Here is a 16,104-nt window from a genome sequence, read left to right on the forward strand (position 1 = left end):
GCGGTCAGCGTTCGTCGAAACGTGCCGGGTCGAACAACGCGATCGGGTGCGTCGTGCTCCCGTCGACGATCAGATCGGCCACGATCTCCCCGACCACCGGCACGAACTTGAAGCCGTGCCCCGAAAACCCGCACGCCACGACCACGCGAGGGTGCGCCGGGTGCCGCGCGATCACGAAGTCCTCGTCGGGCGTGTTCGTGTACAGGCAGGTCGCGGCGCGGCGGAACGTGCCCAGCGCCGGCAACCGCGAGCCGACGAGGCCGGTGACGGCGCGCACCTCGTCGTCGTGCACCCGGCGGTCGATCGTGTCGGCCGTGCACGGCGTGCCGGCGAGGTGCGAAGCCACCTTCACGCCCTGCGGTGAGTGCGCGGGAAAGCCGTAGAACTGTTCGCCCTGCTCGGTTTCCCACAGGTACACCGGATGCCGGTCGGCCGCGAACGCCGCCGCGTCCGCCGGTTCGAACCAGTACTGCACCTGCCGCTGCACCTCGAAGTCCACGCCGAGGTCGGCCAGCAGCGACGGCGCCCACGCGCCGGGGCACAGCACCAGCCGCGAAGCCGTGTAGTAGCTCGACGCCGTCCCCACGCGCACGCCGGACTCCGACGTGCTCCACGTGAACACCTGCTCCTCGTGGTGCAGCTCGGCGCCGTGGCGCGCGGCCAGCTGCAGGTGCGCGGCGACGCTGCCCTCGGGCGACACGAACCCGGCGCCCGGCTCGTAGAGGGCCACCTCGTCCTCGCGCGGGGCCATCGTGGGGAAGCGGCGACGGATCTCCGGCGCGTCGAGCAGCTCGTGCGGGATGTCGAACTTCTCGGCCGAGAGCACGCTGCCGGTGATCGTGCGCGAGTCCGGCGGCCCGGCCATCAGCCCGCCGCAGCGCGTGAACAGGTGCCGGCCGGTATCGCGTTCGACCTCGTCCCACAGCTCGTGCGCGCGCAGCAGCAACGGCACGTAGTCGGGACCTTCGAGGTAGGCCTGGCGGGTGATGCGCGAACCGCCGTGGCTGGAGCCGAGGTTGTGCACGGGCGCGAACTGGTCGATGCCGAGCACCCGTTGTCCGCGCTGCGCGAGCCGGTACGCCGCGGCGCTGCCCATGCCGCCGAGGCCGATCACGATCACGTCGTAGTGCGTCAAGCGGTTCTCCTCGTCCGTTCCGCCGAATCGGCCACCACCGCGGGCACTCGTTCGCCGAAGTACTCGATCTCCACCGGTGTACCAGGTTTCGCGCATTCGACGGGAAGCCACGCGTACGCGAGGTTATTTTCGACGGTGTAGCCGCGCGCCGCGCTCGTGACGTAGCCCGCCGGGTGGCCCTCGAAGTACACGGGTTCCCTGCCCAGCACGAGATCGCCGGTGACCAGGGACGTCAGCGTGCGCCCGACGGTGGTGGCCGATCGGCCGAGCAAGGCGTCGCGGCCGAGGAAGTAGCCCTTGTCCATCCGCACGGCGAACCCGAGCCCGGCCTCGTACGGATCGTGCTCCGTGGTGAAGTCGACGCCCCACGTGCGGCGGCCGTCCTCCAGCCGCAAGCTCGTGAGAGCCTCGCATCCGGCCGCGACGATCCCGTGCGGCTGCCCGGCTTCCCACAGCGTGTCCCACAGCAGACGGCCGAGGTCCGCGCTGGTGTGCAGCTCCCAGCCGGGTTCGTGGGGCGGGCGCAGCGCGAGCACCGGCACGTTGCCGACGTACGTGTCGAAGGCGTCTTCGTCTACTGTGGACAGTTCTGGGAGAACCTGCCGCGCGAGCGGTCCCCGCAGGCCGAGGCAGCACGTGCCGCCGGTGGTTTCGTGGATCTGCACCGTGCCGTCGCCGGGCAGGTGGCGGCGCAGCCAGTCGACGTCGAGCGCGCTGTTCGCCCCGACGTGGAACCGGGCGGCGCCCAGCCGCGCCACCGTCAGATCACTGCGGACACCACCGTCTTCGCCGAGCAGCAACGTGTACGTGACCGCACCCGGCGTGTGGCCGAGCTGGTTGGTGGTCATCGTCTGCAGGAACGGCAGCGCACCCGGTCCGGTGATCTCCAGCCGGGTCGCCGGGGTCAGGTCGAACACCGCCACCCGCTCGCGCGCGACGATCGCCTCCGCACCCGCTGTCCGCGCTCCGGATGACGGCACGCGGGAGAGCTCAGACAGGGTTTCGTTGGCGGAGAACCAAACCGGGCGCTCCCAGCCGCCGGTTTCCGCGAAGCACGCACCCAAAGCGACGTGTCGCTCGTAGAACGGCGAAGTGCGCAACGGCCGCCGCGGCTCGTCGTGCCGTATGCCCGCGACCGTCCGGATCGCGCGTTCCCGAACGTGGTCCGGCGCGAGTTGCGCCCGCTCGAACCGGGCGAGATCGCTCGTGTGCAGGTCGAGCCGCGGCTGCCCGTCGACGAGCCACCGCGCCACCTCACGCGCGACGCCGGCGGTATGCGAGGAGGCCACGGCCTCGGCGATCCAGAAACCGTCGAGGTCCGGGTGCTCGCCGACCAGCGGCCTGCCGTCCGGGGTGGCCGCGACCAGGCTGGTCACGCCGTCCTCGACTTTGGCGTCATCCAGCGCGGGCAGCAGGCGCGCGGCCTCGGCCCAGGGCTGCTCGAAGTCGGCCCGGGCGAACGGCTCGGCCGTGCGGGGCGCGGCGTGGCCGATGCCGAGGCGGTCGACGTGCTCGCGCACGGTCAGTCCGCCGTGGCGCAGGACCGGCTTGCCCGCCTCGGTGAAGTCATCGTTGTCACCGGCGAGCGAGGGCAGCGCGGTGGTGCGCGCGTAGTGCTGCGCCAAGGGCACGAGCGGCACGGTGAGCTCCACGAGTCGTCCGATCTCCGGCGCTCCTGCACCCGCGCACGAGACCACCACGTCGGCGCGGAAGCGATCGGTCCCGGTGACCACGCCGGTCACGCGCCCGGCACTGCGTTCGATGGCCGTAACCCGTTGTCCCGTCAGGAAACGCGCCCCGCGTCCGGTCGCCCGGCGGGCCTGCGCCCAGGCCGCGCGCCGGGGTTTCGCCAGGCCGTCGCCCGGGGTGTGGAGCCCGCCGAGCACCTTCGCCGCGTCGAGCAGCGGGTGCAGTTCGGCGCACTCGGCCGGCGAGCGCAGGTAGCTGCGCACGCCCCACGACGTGGCCCAGCCGTGGCGCCGCTTGAGCTCGGCGAGCCGCTCCGGCGTGGTCGCGAGCTCCAGGCCGCCGACGGGCTGGAAGCACCAGCCGCCGTCGAGCGTGAGCGAGCTGTACTTGGCCACGGTGTACTGGGCGAACCGCGTCAGCGTGCGGTCGGGATCGGTCTGGAACACCAGGCCCGGCGCTTCGGCGCTCGCCGGTCGGCCTTGGTCCAGCACCGTGACGTCGGTCCAGCCGCGTTCGGTGAGCTCGTCGGCCAGTGCGCAGCCGAGGAGCCCGGCGCCGATGACGACCACTCGCGGACGGGCTGCCATCGCGGTACCTCCTGGCCGGGTTCACCGGGCACGCCGAACGACCCGCCGGGCACGGGCCAGGTTGCGGATGGGGGTGTGTGTTCCGTCTTCTGCAACAAAGTGCGGGATCGCGGGGGTACGTGTCAAGACTGCGCGCGGAAGGGGTTTTTCGCTTGCGCCCAGGCAGGTGAAGCCCGTAACGCGAACCTCGGCAGGGGCGATTCGACGCCGGAGGAGTATCAGCCGGCGTAGTAGCCCAGTTGCGCCGAAAGTTCGTTCGCCGCTTCCGTCATCGGCCGCACGATCTGCTTGATCCGCTGCTTCGACAGCCGGTACGACGGCCCCGAAGCGCTCATCGCCGCCACGACCTCGCCGCCCGGGCCGTGGATCGGCACCGCGACCGCGTGCATGCCGAGCTCCAGCTCCTCGAAGCAGGCCGCGTAACCGTCCTCGGCCACGCGCTCGACCTCCGACTCGAGCTCGTCGGGGTCCACGGTCGTGCGCGGCGTGTACTGCTCGAGGCCGTGGCCGAGCACGCGCTTGCGGTCGGCCACGGTCATCGCGGCCAGCAGCACCTTGCCGCTGGAGGTCGCGTGCAGCGGCGTGCGCTGCCCGGTCCAGTTCTGCGTGGTGATGGCGGCCGCGCCGCGGGCCTGGCTGATGTTGATGGCCACGCCGTCGTCGGCGATCGCGATGTTCACGGTCTCGCCCAGCTCCTCGGCCAGGGCCTGACAGGTCTGGCGGCCGAGTTTCGCGAGGTCCATGCGGCCGGTGGCCGCGCCGGCGAGGCGGACGATGCCGAAGCCGATCGCGTACTTCCCGCGCTCGCCCAGCTGCTCGACAAGCCCGTGCTGTTCCAGGACACTCAGCAGCCGGGACGCCGTCGACTTGTGCACACCGAGCTCACCGGCGATCTCCGTGATCCCCGACTCCCCGTTGCGCGCGAGCAGTTCCAGCACGAAAATCGCGCGGTCGACCGACTGAACTTGACTTCCCGTTGCGTTGCCCGAGTCCTGGTTCCGCATAGCGCAACACTAACGGCTGGGCGGCGATCTGTTCGGCTGAGCGGGCGAATCCCTTGACGATGAGGGCGCGCGGGCCGCACTGTTGCGCACAGTGCACATCGACGCGTCATGCGCAACATTCACGAACCGCTCCCGGTTCCCGTGACCCGTTTCCCGGAGGCTGCCCGATGATCCGTGCCTGCGCCGTCGCCGACCTGCCCGAGGGCGAGTCCCTCCGCATCGACGGCCCGATCCCGATCGCCGTCTTCCACACCGCCACTGGCTTCTACGCCATCGACGACACCTGCACCCACCAGGACGCCTCGCTCGCCGACGGCTGGCTCGAAGGCTGCTTCGTGGAGTGCCCGCTGCACGCGGCCCAGTTCGACCTGCGCACCGGCGCGCCGACGTGCCTGCCGGCGAAGGACCCGGTCCGCACCTACGCCGTGGTCGTCACCGACGGCGTGGTGTTCGTCGACGCGCCGGTGCCGGCGGTCGTCGGCGAGGGCAGCGCCCAGCTCACCGTCTAGCTCTTCCCACCCGAGGCCCGTGGGGGTTCCCGAGCGCCCGCCCGGGAACCTTCACGGGCCGTCCACACCTGCTCGGGAGCGCCCGGATGGAGCAATCCGAGCTCGCGATCTTGATCTTTCTGGTGGTCAAACGCGCGGGTCGTGCTCGACGGCGGCGCAAGTAGTGCGAACATGTGCTCATGAAGGCACGTGTCTTGGTGGTCGACGACGACCCCGCGCTGGCGGAGATGCTCACCATCGTGCTCCGCGGTGAGGGGTTCGACACCGCGGTGGTCGCGGACGGTTCGCGCGCGCTGCCGGCGCTGCGCGAGCTCAAACCGGACCTGGTTCTGCTGGACCTGATGCTGCCCGGCATGAACGGCATCGACGTCTGCAAGGCGATCCGCGCCGAGTCCGGCGTGCCGATCGTGATGCTGACGGCCAAGAGCGACACCGTCGACATAGTGCTGGGCCTGGAGTCCGGCGCCGACGACTACGTGGTCAAGCCGTTCAAGCCGAAGGAGCTCGTCGCCCGCGTGCGCGCCCGCCTGCGCCGCACCGAGGCCGAGCCCGCCGAGTCGCTGACCATCGGCGACCTGGCGATCGACGTGCCTGGCCACGAGGTCACCCGCGAGGGCAAAGCCATCCCGCTCACGCCGCTGGAGTTCGACCTGCTCGTGGCGCTGGCCCGCAAGCCGCGCCAGGTCTTCACCCGCGAAGTGCTGCTGGAGCAGGTGTGGGGCTACCGCCACGCGGCGGACACGCGGCTGGTCAACGTGCACGTCCAGCGTCTGCGGTCGAAGGTCGAGAAGGACCCGGAGCACCCCGAGGTGGTGTTGACGGTGCGCGGCGTCGGTTACAAGGCCGGCCCGCCGTGATGAGGCGATGACGGCTTCCGCGGCAGCCGGCCCACCCGCCGGGACAAAGAGTCACCCGAAGGTGGGACGGCTGACCGCTTTCGCCCGAGCCACGATGCGCTTCGTACGGCGCCTCGTGGTCTTGGCGCGCCGCCGGGTGGTGGCGTTCAACGAGCTGTGGCGCCACTCGCTGCAGTTCCGCGTGACGATCTCGACGCTCGCGCTGTCGGCCGCCGTGGTTTTCGTGCTGGGCATGGTGCTGCAGAACCAGATCACCGAGCGCCTGCTCGACACGAAGCGCAGGGCCGCCGTCGAGCAGACGCAGGCACTGGCCGACACCGCGGCGCGCGAGCTGGTGGGTGTCGGAGGCGAGTCGCCCGACGCGCTGCACACGCGGCTCGAGAACGCGTTGAAAAAGATCTCCACGACGTCGGCGTCGCCCGCGGGGTCCACGGCGGGCACGTTCGAGCCGGTGCTCGCGAGCGTCGGGCGCGACCAGTCGGACGCCGACCCGGTGTTCGTGGGTCCGTTCACGTCGGTGCCGGTGCGGCTGCGCCAGTTCGTGGAAGGCGGCAACCTCGCGCGCGTCGAGCACACCGTCTCCGAGAACAACGCGAACACCACGTACCTCATCGTGGGCACGCCGCTGAGCTCGGTGGCGAGCCCGCTGCAGCTGTACTTGCTGTTCCCGCTGACCAGCGAGCAGAACACCGTGTCGACCGTGCAGAACACGCTGCTCGTGGGCGGGCTCGTGCTGCTGCTGTTGCTGGCCGGCATCACGAACCTGGTGGTCCGGCAGGTGGTGCGGCCCGTCCGCCAGGCCGCCGCGGCGGCCGAGCAGTTCGCGGGCGGTGACCTGGAGCAGCGCCTCGCCGTGGTCGGGGAAGACGACCTGGCGAAGCTCGCCGTGTCGTACAACGGCATGGCCGCGAGCATCCAGCGCCAGATCCGCCAGCTCGAGGAGTTCGGCGGGCTGCAGCGCCGGTTCACCTCCGACGTCTCGCACGAGCTGCGCACCCCGCTCACCACCGTCCGCATGGCCGCCGACGTGCTGCACGCGTCCCGCGAGCAGTTCCCCGCCGGCCTCGCGCGGTCCACGGAGCTGCTGGTCGACGAGCTCGACCGCTTCGAGGCGCTGCTCGGCGACCTGCTGGAGATCAGCCGGCTCGACGCCGGTGTCGAAGAGCTGTCGGCCGAGTACATCGACGTGCGGCCCATCGCCACGCGCGCGGTCGAGCAGGTGCGCGTGATCGCCGGGACCGCGGGCAGCTCGGTCGAGTTGATCCTGCCCGAGGAGGACGCCTCCGCCGAGGTCGACGCCCGGCGCGTGGAGCGGATCCTGCGCAACCTGCTGGGCAACGCCGTCGACCACAGCGAGGGCAAACCGGTGCAGCTCACCGTCGCCGTGAACGAGACGGCGGTGGCCATCACCGTGCGCGACCAGGGCGTGGGCCTGCGCGCGGGCGAGGCCGACCTGGTGTTCAACCGGTTCTGGCGCGCCGACCCGTCGCGCAACCGGCGCACCGGCGGTACCGGCCTCGGCCTGGCGATCAGCCAGGAGGACGCGCGGCTGCACGGTGGCGTCCTCGACGCGTGGGGCGAGCTGGGCCAGGGCGCCTGCTTCCGGCTCGTGCTGCCCCGCCACCAGAACGTGCCGATCGAGGAGAACCCGCTGCGCCTGCCGCCGCCCGACGCCACGTCGGAGATCACGCTGTCGCCGTCGTCGGTGCTCGAGGTGCAGCCGGCGCCCGACGCGATCCTCGCCGACCGCGACGCCGAGCGAATTTCCGACCGCGGTTCCGACCGCGAGGAGGTCGGCCGGTGAAGCGCGTTTTCCTCGCGCTGGCGTGCCTGCTGCTGCTCGCCGGCTGCGCCAACGTACCGCTGGAGTCGCAGCCGCTGGTCGTGTCCGTGGACTCGACGCCGCCGGTGGCCAACGACGCTCCCGAGCCGGCGCACGGCCTCGCCGCGCTCGACATCGTGCGGGAGTTCATCCGCAACAACGGCGACCCGCGGTCCAACAACGCCGCCGCCCGGGCGTACCTCGACGACCAGCAGCGCAGCACGTGGAAACCCAGCCGGGCGATCACGATCATCGACAACACGTTCAGCACCGTCTACGAGACCCCGCCGCAGCCGCCGTCCTCGACGACGCCGCCGGACCCGAACGTGCGGGAGGTCGGGCTGCGCGGCTACACCCTGGGCACACTGAGCGGCGACTCCGCGTTCATCCCCGGCTCCGGCCCGGCCGAGCTCACGATCGAGGTGCGCAAGCAGCCGAGCGGTGAGTGGCGCATCTCCTCCCCGCCGGCCACGCTGGTGGTGACCGACGACGACTTCGAGGCGAACTACAACCGCGTCCCGGTGAGCTTCTACTCGCCCGACTCCGGCACGTTCGTGCCCGACCTGCGGTACGTGCCGGCGAAGCCGCAGTCGGGCCTGCCGGGGCGCGTGATGGACCTGATCGTGCAGGGGCCGTCGGCCGGGCTCGGCGGGGCCGTGAAGAACCTGCTGGGCGACCAGGTCACGCTCGACACGAACGTGAAGAACACCGACGACGGCTCGCTGCTCGTGCAGCTTTCGGGGCTCACCGGCGCGAGCCCCGAGACGAGAACGCTGATCGCGGCACAGATCGTGCTGTCGATGCAGGCCGTCACGTCCACGCGCATCCGGCTGCTCGCCGACGGCCAGCCGCTGGTGCGCGGCATGGAGTACTGGCGAAGCAGCGACGTGCCGAACTACAGCGCCGCCTCCTCGCCGAGCCCCGATCTGCAGGGCCTGATGACCGTCGACGGCCGCATCCGCTCGCTCACCGACGGCGCGCCGGTGGCGGGCCCGGCGGGCAACGGTGGGTACGCCGTGGTCAGCGCCGCGCAGTCGATCGACGGCAAGCGGCTCGCGGTGGTGGAACGCAGCGGTGACCGCGTGCAGCTGCGCGTCGGCGACCTCGGCCGCGACCTGCCGCTGGTGGACCTCTCAGGCGGTTCGCTGAGCCGTCCGACGTGGCGGCCCGCGCCGAGCGGGGCCGGTCCGTCGGGTGAGGTGTGGACGGTGGTGGACCACTCGATCGTCGCCCGCATGGTCCTCGACCCGACCGGCCACTGGCTGCGGCAGAGCGTGAACGCCAACGACCTGCTCGCGCTCGGCACCGACATCGACGCGTTGCGCCTGTCGCGCGACGGCGCCCGCGTGGCGGCGATCGTCAACGGCCAGCTCGTGGTCGCGGCGGTCGTGCGCGACGGCGACACGGTGACGCTGCGGGAGCCGCGCGTGCTCCAGCCCGGTGACCTGTCGGACGTCGTGGACCTCGACTGGGGTTCGACGGCGGACACGCTGGTGGTCGTCACGTCGGCGAGTTCCCAGCCCGTGCAGCGCGTTTCCGTGGACGGGCGCCGGATGGACGCGTTCAACGGCTCGAACCTGACCGCGCCGGTCACCGCGGTCACGGCCGCACCCAACCGGCCCATCGTGGTGGCCGACCCGGGCGGGCTGTGGAACGCCACCGAACTGGGTGAGGTCTGGCGGCCCCAGGCCCACACGATGCTCAACGCGACGCCGTTCTACCCGGGCTGACGAGGGTTATTCCGCTCGTTTTCGCCGGGCGGGGCTCGAGGGTGCCGAAACTGTCGGTGCCCGGGTGCACACTGCGAGTCATGGTTCTCGATCTGCTCGTTCCCGCCCGTTGCGCCGGCTGTGGTGCCCGGGGTGTCCCTTGCTGCGCGGAGTGTTCGCGGGTGTGGGGGTCACTCACGGAGGTGGTCCGCGCGCCGCTGACCGGTCTCGCGCCCGCGTACGCGCTGGCCCGCTACCAGGGTGTCGCCAAGCGCGTCTTGATCGCCTACAAGGAGCGCGGGCGCCGCGATGTGGCGCCGGCACTCGGACGGGTGCTCGCGTCCGCGCTGGCCGCCTTGCCTCGCGCCGGTTCTCCCCGCCCCGATGCTTCCCGCGCCGGCCCGCGCCGCGAGGGACACTCACTCGGTGGACCTTCGTTCGATGAACCGACCTTCGTCGGGTCTTCGCCCACCGATCTCCGCCTCGTAAAGCCCGCTGTCCCCGGGAATTCCACCTTCCCTAGGGATTCCAAGGTCCGCAGAGATTCCACCGTCTCCTGGAATTGCACAGCCGCCGGGGATTCCGTGCGCGCCGGGCCGTGGTGCCTCGTCCCGGCACCGAGCCGTCGCTCGGCTTCACGCCTCCGTGGTGGCCCGCACGTGCAGCGCCTCGCCGAGGCCGCTGCGCGCTGTCTCGCCCAAACGGGCGCCGAGGCCTTCGTCGCGCCCGCTCTCGCGCTGAAGGGCGCCCGCGACGCCGTGGGTCTCAGCCGGGCGGAGCGCGTCGCCAACCTGGCCGGGCGGTTGCGGTTCGTGCCCGCCGGCCGGCCACCGCCGGGCAGCCGGGTCGTGGTGCTCGACGACGTGGTCACCACGGGTGCCACGGCGGCCGCGTGCGTGCGGGCACTCACCGACGCCGGGGTCGCCGTGTCGGCTGTGGTCGCGTTGCTCGCCGCAGGGTGAGCAGACGTCACCTACACGAGTGACGTCAAGAGGGAACGCGGCGCGACGGCCGCCCGTTGTCGGGACATGAGGGTCTGGCTCGGATTCACGCGGGCGGCCGAACACTCCACCGGGGTGGCGGCTGTGGCGCGGCGGGCCGTGACTCTCGGCTTCCGGGCTCCCGCACCGTTGCGCCGTACGCGTGAAAATGCATCGCTCGCGTTCGGCCGTCAGGGGCGGGATTTCGGGCTGCACACGGGGGTTTCGCTGCGCGCCGTAACGGGTTCCCGAATCGTGACATCCCCCGGCCCGGGGGCTGTTGCGAGAGGCGTGATGAAGCTAACGTGCTCCGCTATCAGCAATCCCCGCAGGCAGGGAGGTGTGCAGCCCATGTCCCTGGCGCCGGAGGCGCGCTGAGTCCGCGCTCGAGCATCCGCCACGAGACGTCGTGACCGGCCATCGAGTTCTTCTCAGCCCGCCAGATCCGGGCTCCGTCCCCGCACTACCGGCGCCGTGTGAACACACAACAGCTCGCAGTCATCTCAGCGAGGGAGGTCGTGTATGGACATCGTCGTAAAGGGCCGCAACGTGGAGGTGCCCGACCACTACCGGGCACTCGTCAGCGAAAAGCTGGCCCGTCTTGAGCGCTACGACAAGAAGGTCATCCGGTACGACGTGGAGTTGTTCCACGAGCCGAACCGCCGGCAGGCGAAGAGCTGCCAGCGCGTCGAGATCACCGGAAAGGGCCGCGGCCCGGCCGTGCGCGCCGAAGCGTGCGCCGCGGACTTCTACGCAGCGCTCGACTCCGCCGTCACGAAGCTGGAGAACCGGCTGAGGCGGACACACGACCGGAGGCGCGTGCACTACGGGCGCAGCCGCCCGGAGTCGGTCGCCGAGGCGACCTCGATGGCGATGGCCGGCGGATCGCCGGACGCCGTCGCCCGTCCCACAGCGAGCACGGCGGTGCTGGAGGCACCCGCCGCGGACACGGCCGAACCGATCACCGATGGTTTCGCGGCCGTCAGCTCCGGTGAGATCACCCTGCCCCAGCAGAAACGCTGGGAAGACGACGATCTGGGCTACCAGCCCGGCCGCGTAGTCCGCGAGAAGAAGCACAACGCGGACCCCATGTCGGTGGACCAGGCTCTCTACGAGATGGAGCTGGTCGGTCACGACTTCTACCTGTTCAACGACTCCGAGTCCGGGCGGCCGAGCGTCGTGTACCGGCGGAAGGGTTTCGACTACGGCGTGATCCGGCTCGGCGGCTGAGCCTGCCGAGCCGGCGCGGCCGGAGGGGGAGCCGGCCGGTGCCACGGGTGGCCCGCACGCGAGCGCGTGCGGGCCACCCGCGTGCCGGGAGTAGGGTGCGAAGGGGCCTCTCGTGACCTTCTGCGAGCACGTGCGTGCGCGGACCACTGTGTGTTCCCTACGATGTGGTGAGACGGCGGCGCCGCACTACGAGTGCGCGCCGTGCCCACAAGCCCGGGACCGGCTCGGGTGCGATCATGATCAGCTAGTGAGGTCGACCGGATGGTGCTGAACCGCCTGCTCCGCGCGGGTGAGGGCAAGATGGTGAAGCGGCTGCGCAACATCGCCGATCACATCAACACCCTCGAAGACGACGTGAAGGACCTGTCGGACGCCGAACTGCAGGCGAAGACCGGCGAGTTCAAAGAGCGGTACGGCAAGGGTGAGTCGCTCGACGAGCTGCTCCCGGAGGCCTTCGCGGTCGCCCGCGAGGCCGCCAAGCGGGTGCTCGGCCAGCGGCCCTACGACGTGCAGATCATGGGCGGCGCGGCGCTGCACCTCGGCCAGGTCGCCGAGATGAAGACCGGTGAGGGCAAGACCCTCACCTGCGTGCTCCCGGCCTACCTCAACGCGCTGTCGGGCGACGGCGTGCACGTCGTCACCACCAACGACTACCTCGCCAAGCGCGACGCCGAGTGGATGGGCCGCATCCACCGCTTCCTCGGGCTCGAGGTCGGCGTGATCCTCGCCGAGCAGGACCCGCAGGAGCGCCGCCGGCACTACGAGGCCGACGTCACCTACGGCACGAACAACGAGTTCGGCTTCGACTACCTGCGCGACAACATGACGTGGTCGCTCGACGAGTGCGTGCAGCGCGGGCACAACTTCGCGATCGTGGACGAGGTCGACTCGATCCTCATCGACGAGGCGCGCACGCCCCTGATCATCTCGGGGCCGGCGGACCAGTCGTCGCGGTGGTACATGGAGTTCGCCCGCCTCGCGCCGCTGATGCAGGGCATCGACACCACCACGATGGGCTCGCGCGAGCGCGTCGAGAAGACCAACCTGATCAACTCGAAGTACCACTACGAGATCGACGTGCGCAAGCGCACCGTGGCGGTCACCGAGAAGGGCGTGCGGTTCGTCGAGGACCAGCTCGGCATCGAGAACCTCTACGAGGCCGCGAACACGCCGCTGGTCGGCTACCTGAACAACGCGTTGAAGGCCAAGGAGCTCTACAACAAGGACAAGGACTACATCGTCCGCGACGGTGAAGTCACGATCGTCGACGAGTTCACCGGCCGCATCCTGGTGGGCCGCCGCTACAACGAGGGCATGCACCAGGCGATCGAGGCCAAGGAAAAGGTCGAGATCAAGGCCGAGAACCAGACGCTCGCCACGATCACGCTCCAGAACTATTTCCGCCTGTACAACAAGCTTTCGGGCATGACCGGTACGGCCGAGACCGAGGCCGCGGAGTTCCACCAGACCTACAAGCTGGGTGTGGTGCCGATCCCGACGAACCGGCCGATGGTGCGCGCCGACCGCGCCGACCTGATCTACAAGACCGAGCAGGCCAAGTTCGAGGCCGTCGCCGAGGACATCGCCGAGCGGCACGAGAAGGGCCAGCCGGTGCTGGTCGGAACCACGAGCGTCGAGAAATCCGAGCACCTCTCGAAGCTGCTGCTGAAGCTGGGCGTGCCCCACGAGGTGCTGAACGCGAAGTACCACGGCCGGGAGGCGCTGATCGTCGCGCAGGCCGGCAAGGTCGGCGCCGTCACCGTCGCCACGAACATGGCCGGTCGCGGTACCGACATCGTGCTGGGCGGCAACCCGGACATCATCGCCGACCAGGTGCTGCGCGAGCGCGGGCTCGACCCGGTGGAGAACTCCGAGGAGTACGAGGCCGCGTGGCCGAAGGTGCTCGAGGAGATCAAGACCGGTGCCAAGGAAGAGGCCGAGCAGGTCCGCGAGGCCGGTGGTCTCTACGTGCTCGGCACCGAACGCCACGAGTCGCGCCGCATCGACAACCAGCTGCGCGGTCGTTCCGGCCGTCAGGGCGACCCGGGCGAGTCCCGGTTCTACCTGTCGCTGGGCGACGACCTCATGCGCCGGTTCAACGCCGTGATGGTCGAGCGCGTGATGACCACGATGCGCCTGCCCGACGACGTGCCGATCGAGCACAAGATGGTCTCCAAGGCCATCAAGAGCGCGCAGACGCAGGTCGAGCAGCTCAACATGGAGACGCGCAAGAACGTCCTCAAGTACGACGAGGTCATGAACGAGCAGCGCAAGGTGATCTACGCCGAGCGCCACCGCGTGCTCGAGGGCGAGGACCTGCGCGAGCAGATCGAGCACATGACCGTGGACGTCGTCGGTGCGTATGTCGACGGAGCCACCTCCGAGGGCTACGCCGAGGACTGGGACCACGAGCAGCTGTGGACCGCCCTCAAGACGCTCTACCCCGTCGGCCTGAACTGGGACGACCTGGTGGAGAACGGCGACCTCGACGCCGAGGGCCTGCGCGAGGCGCTGGTCAACGACGCGGTCGAGGCGTACGACAAGCGCGAGGCGGAGATCGACGAGCTGGTGGGCGAGGAGGGCGCGATGCGCCGCCTCGAGCGCCAGGTGATGCTGACCGTGCTGGACCGCAAGTGGCGCGAGCACCTCTACGAGATGGACTACCTCAAGGAGGGCATCGGCATGCGGGCACTCGCTCAGCGCGACCCGCTGATCGAGTACCAGCGCGAGGGCTTCGACATGTTCCGCGCGATGCTCGAATCGCTGAAGGAGGAGGCCGTCGGCTTCCTGTTCAACCTCCAGGTCGAGCGCAGCGAGCCCGAGCCCGCGCCGCAGCTGGACCCGTCGGCGCTGCCCGCGGGCATCACGTCGGCCACGGGCGCCGCGGCCGCTTCCTTCGGCGACGACGGCGGCCGCCACTCACGCCCGACCCCGCCCCAGCCGCCCACGACCGACACCGAGTCGGTGCCGTCGGCCTTGCGCGGCAAGGGCGTCGGCGGCGGCGTCCAATCCGGACTGACCATGTCCGGCCCCGCCGAGGGCGGCGGTGTTGAGTCCCATTCGGACAGTGCCGACTCCGACGGCGCCGGCGCGGGCAACACACGCCGCGAACGCCGCGCCGCCGAGCGCGCGCAGGCGAAGAAGGGCAAGAAGGGCCCGCGTCGCTGACGCAGGTTTTCCAGGGCGGGCCGCATTCGTGTGGCCCGCCCTCTTTGTGCGCTACGCCGGGGTCGCGTTCGGGCGGCGAAGCACCGCTGTTGCCGACGAAGTTCTTCGAAGGGCCGGGCCCGGCCGCCTTCACGTGACGGGATTCGCCTACGCGCCTAACGTGGTCGGTGGTGCCGTCGAGGGGGAGAGCCGTGGCTGACCTGGAAACCTTCACACAGATGTTCGCGCCCGAGTACAAAGCGGACCCGTACCCGTTGTACCGCAAGTGGCGTGAGGCCGAGCCCGTCGCCGAGATCGCGCCGGGGTTCCTCGTGGTGAGCGGCCTGGCGGAGGCGACGGAGGTCGTGCGTGATCCCGCGTTCGGGCACCCGCAGCCCGAGGTCCTCGACCCGGCCACCCGCCACCCGGACGACTTGGTCGATGCCGAGGGCCGCCCGGTGGTGTCGTTCCTCGGTCTCAACCCGCCGGACCACACGCGCCTGCGCCGGCTCGTGTCGAAGGCCTTCACGCCGCGGATGGTCGAGCGCCTGCGCCCGCGCGTCGAGGACATCACCGCGCGCCTGATCTCCGACCTGATCGACGCCGGTTCGGCCGACCTGATGACCGCGCTGGCCGCGCCGCTGCCGGTCGAGGTCATCAGCGAGATGCTCGGCGTCCCGATGGCCGACCGGTCGCGCTTCGCCGAGTGGTCGCACGCGCTGGCCCGCGCCCTCGACCCGGCGTTCCTTGTCGCCGACTCCGTGCTCGAAGAAGCGGGCGACGCCGGCCGCGAGTTCAACGCCTACTTCCGCGAACTGGCCGCCGAACGCCGCCGCAACCCCGGTGAGGACCTCCTGTCGGACCTCGTCGCCGTCACCGATCAGGGCGACAAGCTCACCGAGGCCGAACTCCTGGTCACGCTCACCCTCCTGCTAGTCGCCGGGCACGAGACCACCACCAACCTCATCGGCAACGGCGTCCTCGCCCTGCTCGGCACCGACGCGGGCCTCCGCTCCCTCGGCGACGACGGCGCCCTCGCGCCCAATGCCGTCGAAGAAGTCCTGCGCCACGACTCCCCGGTGCAGCTCACCAGCCGCGTCGCCCTGAAGCCCACGCGCATCGGCACCACCGACGTCGCCCCCGGCGCCCAGGCGATCGTCCTCATCGGCGCCGCAAACCGCGATCCCGCCACCCACCCGGACCCGGACACCTTCGATCCCACCCGCAAGCCCTCCCGCCACCTCGCCTTCGGCCAGGGCATCCACTTCTGCCTCGGCTCGCCCCTGGCCCGCCTCGAAGGCCAGACCGCCCTGCGCGAACTGGCCGTCCGCACCCCGGCGCTGCACCTGGTCGGTCCCCCGACCTGGAACCCGACCATCACCATGCGCGGCCTGTCCCAACTCCCGGTGGCGATCGGCTGACGCCGTGACCTGCT

Annotated in this window: 10 protein-coding genes and 1 pseudogene; 8 read left to right on the plus strand and 3 right to left on the minus strand. The window is 70.8% G+C overall.

From position 1 onward, the window contains the following. Positions 1-4 precede the first annotated feature (4 nt). From solA to AB0383_RS28450, 3 genes are all read right to left on the minus strand, one after another. Entirely contained in the window at positions 5-1,135 is a 1,131-nt protein-coding gene (gene solA / locus AB0383_RS28440) for an N-methyl-L-tryptophan oxidase (RefSeq protein WP_364172102.1), read from the minus strand. Next, positions 1,132-3,411 carry an FAD-dependent oxidoreductase gene (locus tag AB0383_RS28445; protein WP_366188981.1) on the minus strand — a complete coding sequence of 760 codons (2,280 nt, stop codon included), beginning with the start codon at positions 3,409-3,411 and terminating at the stop codon, positions 1,132-1,134. Before AB0383_RS28445 ends, solA begins: the two co-directional genes overlap by 4 nt. 218 nt (positions 3,412-3,629) lie before the next feature. Next, complete coding sequence (locus AB0383_RS28450; RefSeq protein ID WP_364172099.1) at positions 3,630-4,415, minus strand: IclR family transcriptional regulator; 786 nt, start codon at positions 4,413-4,415, stop codon at positions 3,630-3,632. A gap of 167 nt (positions 4,416-4,582) precedes the next feature. On the opposite strand from AB0383_RS28450, the gene AB0383_RS28455 reads away from it, so the two are divergent. The 8 genes and pseudogenes from AB0383_RS28455 (at position 4,583) to AB0383_RS28490 (ending at position 16,090) form a co-directional block, all read left to right on the plus strand. Next, a complete protein-coding gene (locus AB0383_RS28455; RefSeq protein WP_364172097.1) occupies positions 4,583-4,924 on the plus strand; it encodes a bifunctional 3-phenylpropionate/cinnamic acid dioxygenase ferredoxin subunit in 342 nt (113 codons plus the stop codon). A gap of 179 nt (positions 4,925-5,103) precedes the next feature. After that, positions 5,104-5,781: an MtrAB system response regulator MtrA gene (gene mtrA / locus AB0383_RS28460; RefSeq protein ID WP_139099890.1), complete on the plus strand. Its 678-nt coding sequence runs from the start codon at positions 5,104-5,106 to the stop codon at positions 5,779-5,781. A 94-nt stretch (positions 5,782-5,875) separates the two neighbouring features. After that, complete coding sequence (gene mtrB / locus AB0383_RS28465; protein ID WP_366188982.1) at positions 5,876-7,585, plus strand: MtrAB system histidine kinase MtrB; 1,710 nt, start codon at positions 5,876-5,878, stop codon at positions 7,583-7,585. Continuing rightward, positions 7,582-9,333 carry an LpqB family beta-propeller domain-containing protein gene (locus AB0383_RS28470; RefSeq protein WP_366188983.1) on the plus strand — a complete coding sequence of 584 codons (1,752 nt, stop codon included), beginning with the start codon at positions 7,582-7,584 and terminating at the stop codon, positions 9,331-9,333. Before mtrB ends, AB0383_RS28470 begins: the two co-directional genes overlap by 4 nt. 578 nt (positions 9,334-9,911) lie before the next feature. Further along, a pseudogene (locus tag AB0383_RS28475) lies at positions 9,912-10,274 on the plus strand (ComF family protein); the annotation flags it as partial. Between the two features lie 540 nt (positions 10,275-10,814). Beyond that, entirely contained in the window at positions 10,815-11,522 is a 708-nt protein-coding gene (gene raiA, locus AB0383_RS28480) for a ribosome-associated translation inhibitor RaiA (protein WP_364050270.1), read from the plus strand. A gap of 261 nt (positions 11,523-11,783) precedes the next feature. Then, entirely contained in the window at positions 11,784-14,690 is a 2,907-nt protein-coding gene (gene secA / locus AB0383_RS28485) for a preprotein translocase subunit SecA (RefSeq protein WP_364172091.1), read from the plus strand. A 191-nt stretch (positions 14,691-14,881) separates the two neighbouring features. Further along, a complete protein-coding gene (locus AB0383_RS28490) occupies positions 14,882-16,090 on the plus strand; it encodes a cytochrome P450 (protein WP_366188984.1) in 1,209 nt (402 codons plus the stop codon). Positions 16,091-16,104 lie beyond the last annotated feature (14 nt).

Origin of the sequence: Amycolatopsis sp. NPDC051373 (genome assembly GCF_040689465.1) — a bacterium.
In the GTDB taxonomy this organism is placed as follows: Bacteria; Actinomycetota; Actinomycetes; order Mycobacteriales; family Pseudonocardiaceae; genus Amycolatopsis.

Excerpts from the sequence above, each read along its gene's own strand:
- mtrA (WP_139099890.1), top strand. The coding sequence starts at position 5,104 with ATGAAGGCACGTGTCTTGGTGGTCGACGACGACCCCGCGCTGGCGGAG.
- secA (WP_364172091.1), top strand. The coding sequence starts at position 11,784 with ATGGTGCTGAACCGCCTGCTCCGCGCGGGTGAGGGCAAGATGGTGAAG.
- AB0383_RS28445 (WP_366188981.1), bottom strand. The coding sequence starts at position 3,411 with ATGGCAGCCCGTCCGCGAGTGGTCGTCATCGGCGCCGGGCTCCTCGGC.
- raiA (WP_364050270.1), top strand. The coding sequence starts at position 10,815 with ATGGACATCGTCGTAAAGGGCCGCAACGTGGAGGTGCCCGACCACTAC.
- AB0383_RS28450 (WP_364172099.1), bottom strand. The coding sequence starts at position 4,415 with ATGCGGAACCAGGACTCGGGCAACGCAACGGGAAGTCAAGTTCAGTCG.
- AB0383_RS28455 (WP_364172097.1), top strand. The coding sequence starts at position 4,583 with ATGATCCGTGCCTGCGCCGTCGCCGACCTGCCCGAGGGCGAGTCCCTC.
- mtrB (WP_366188982.1), top strand. The coding sequence starts at position 5,876 with ATGCGCTTCGTACGGCGCCTCGTGGTCTTGGCGCGCCGCCGGGTGGTG.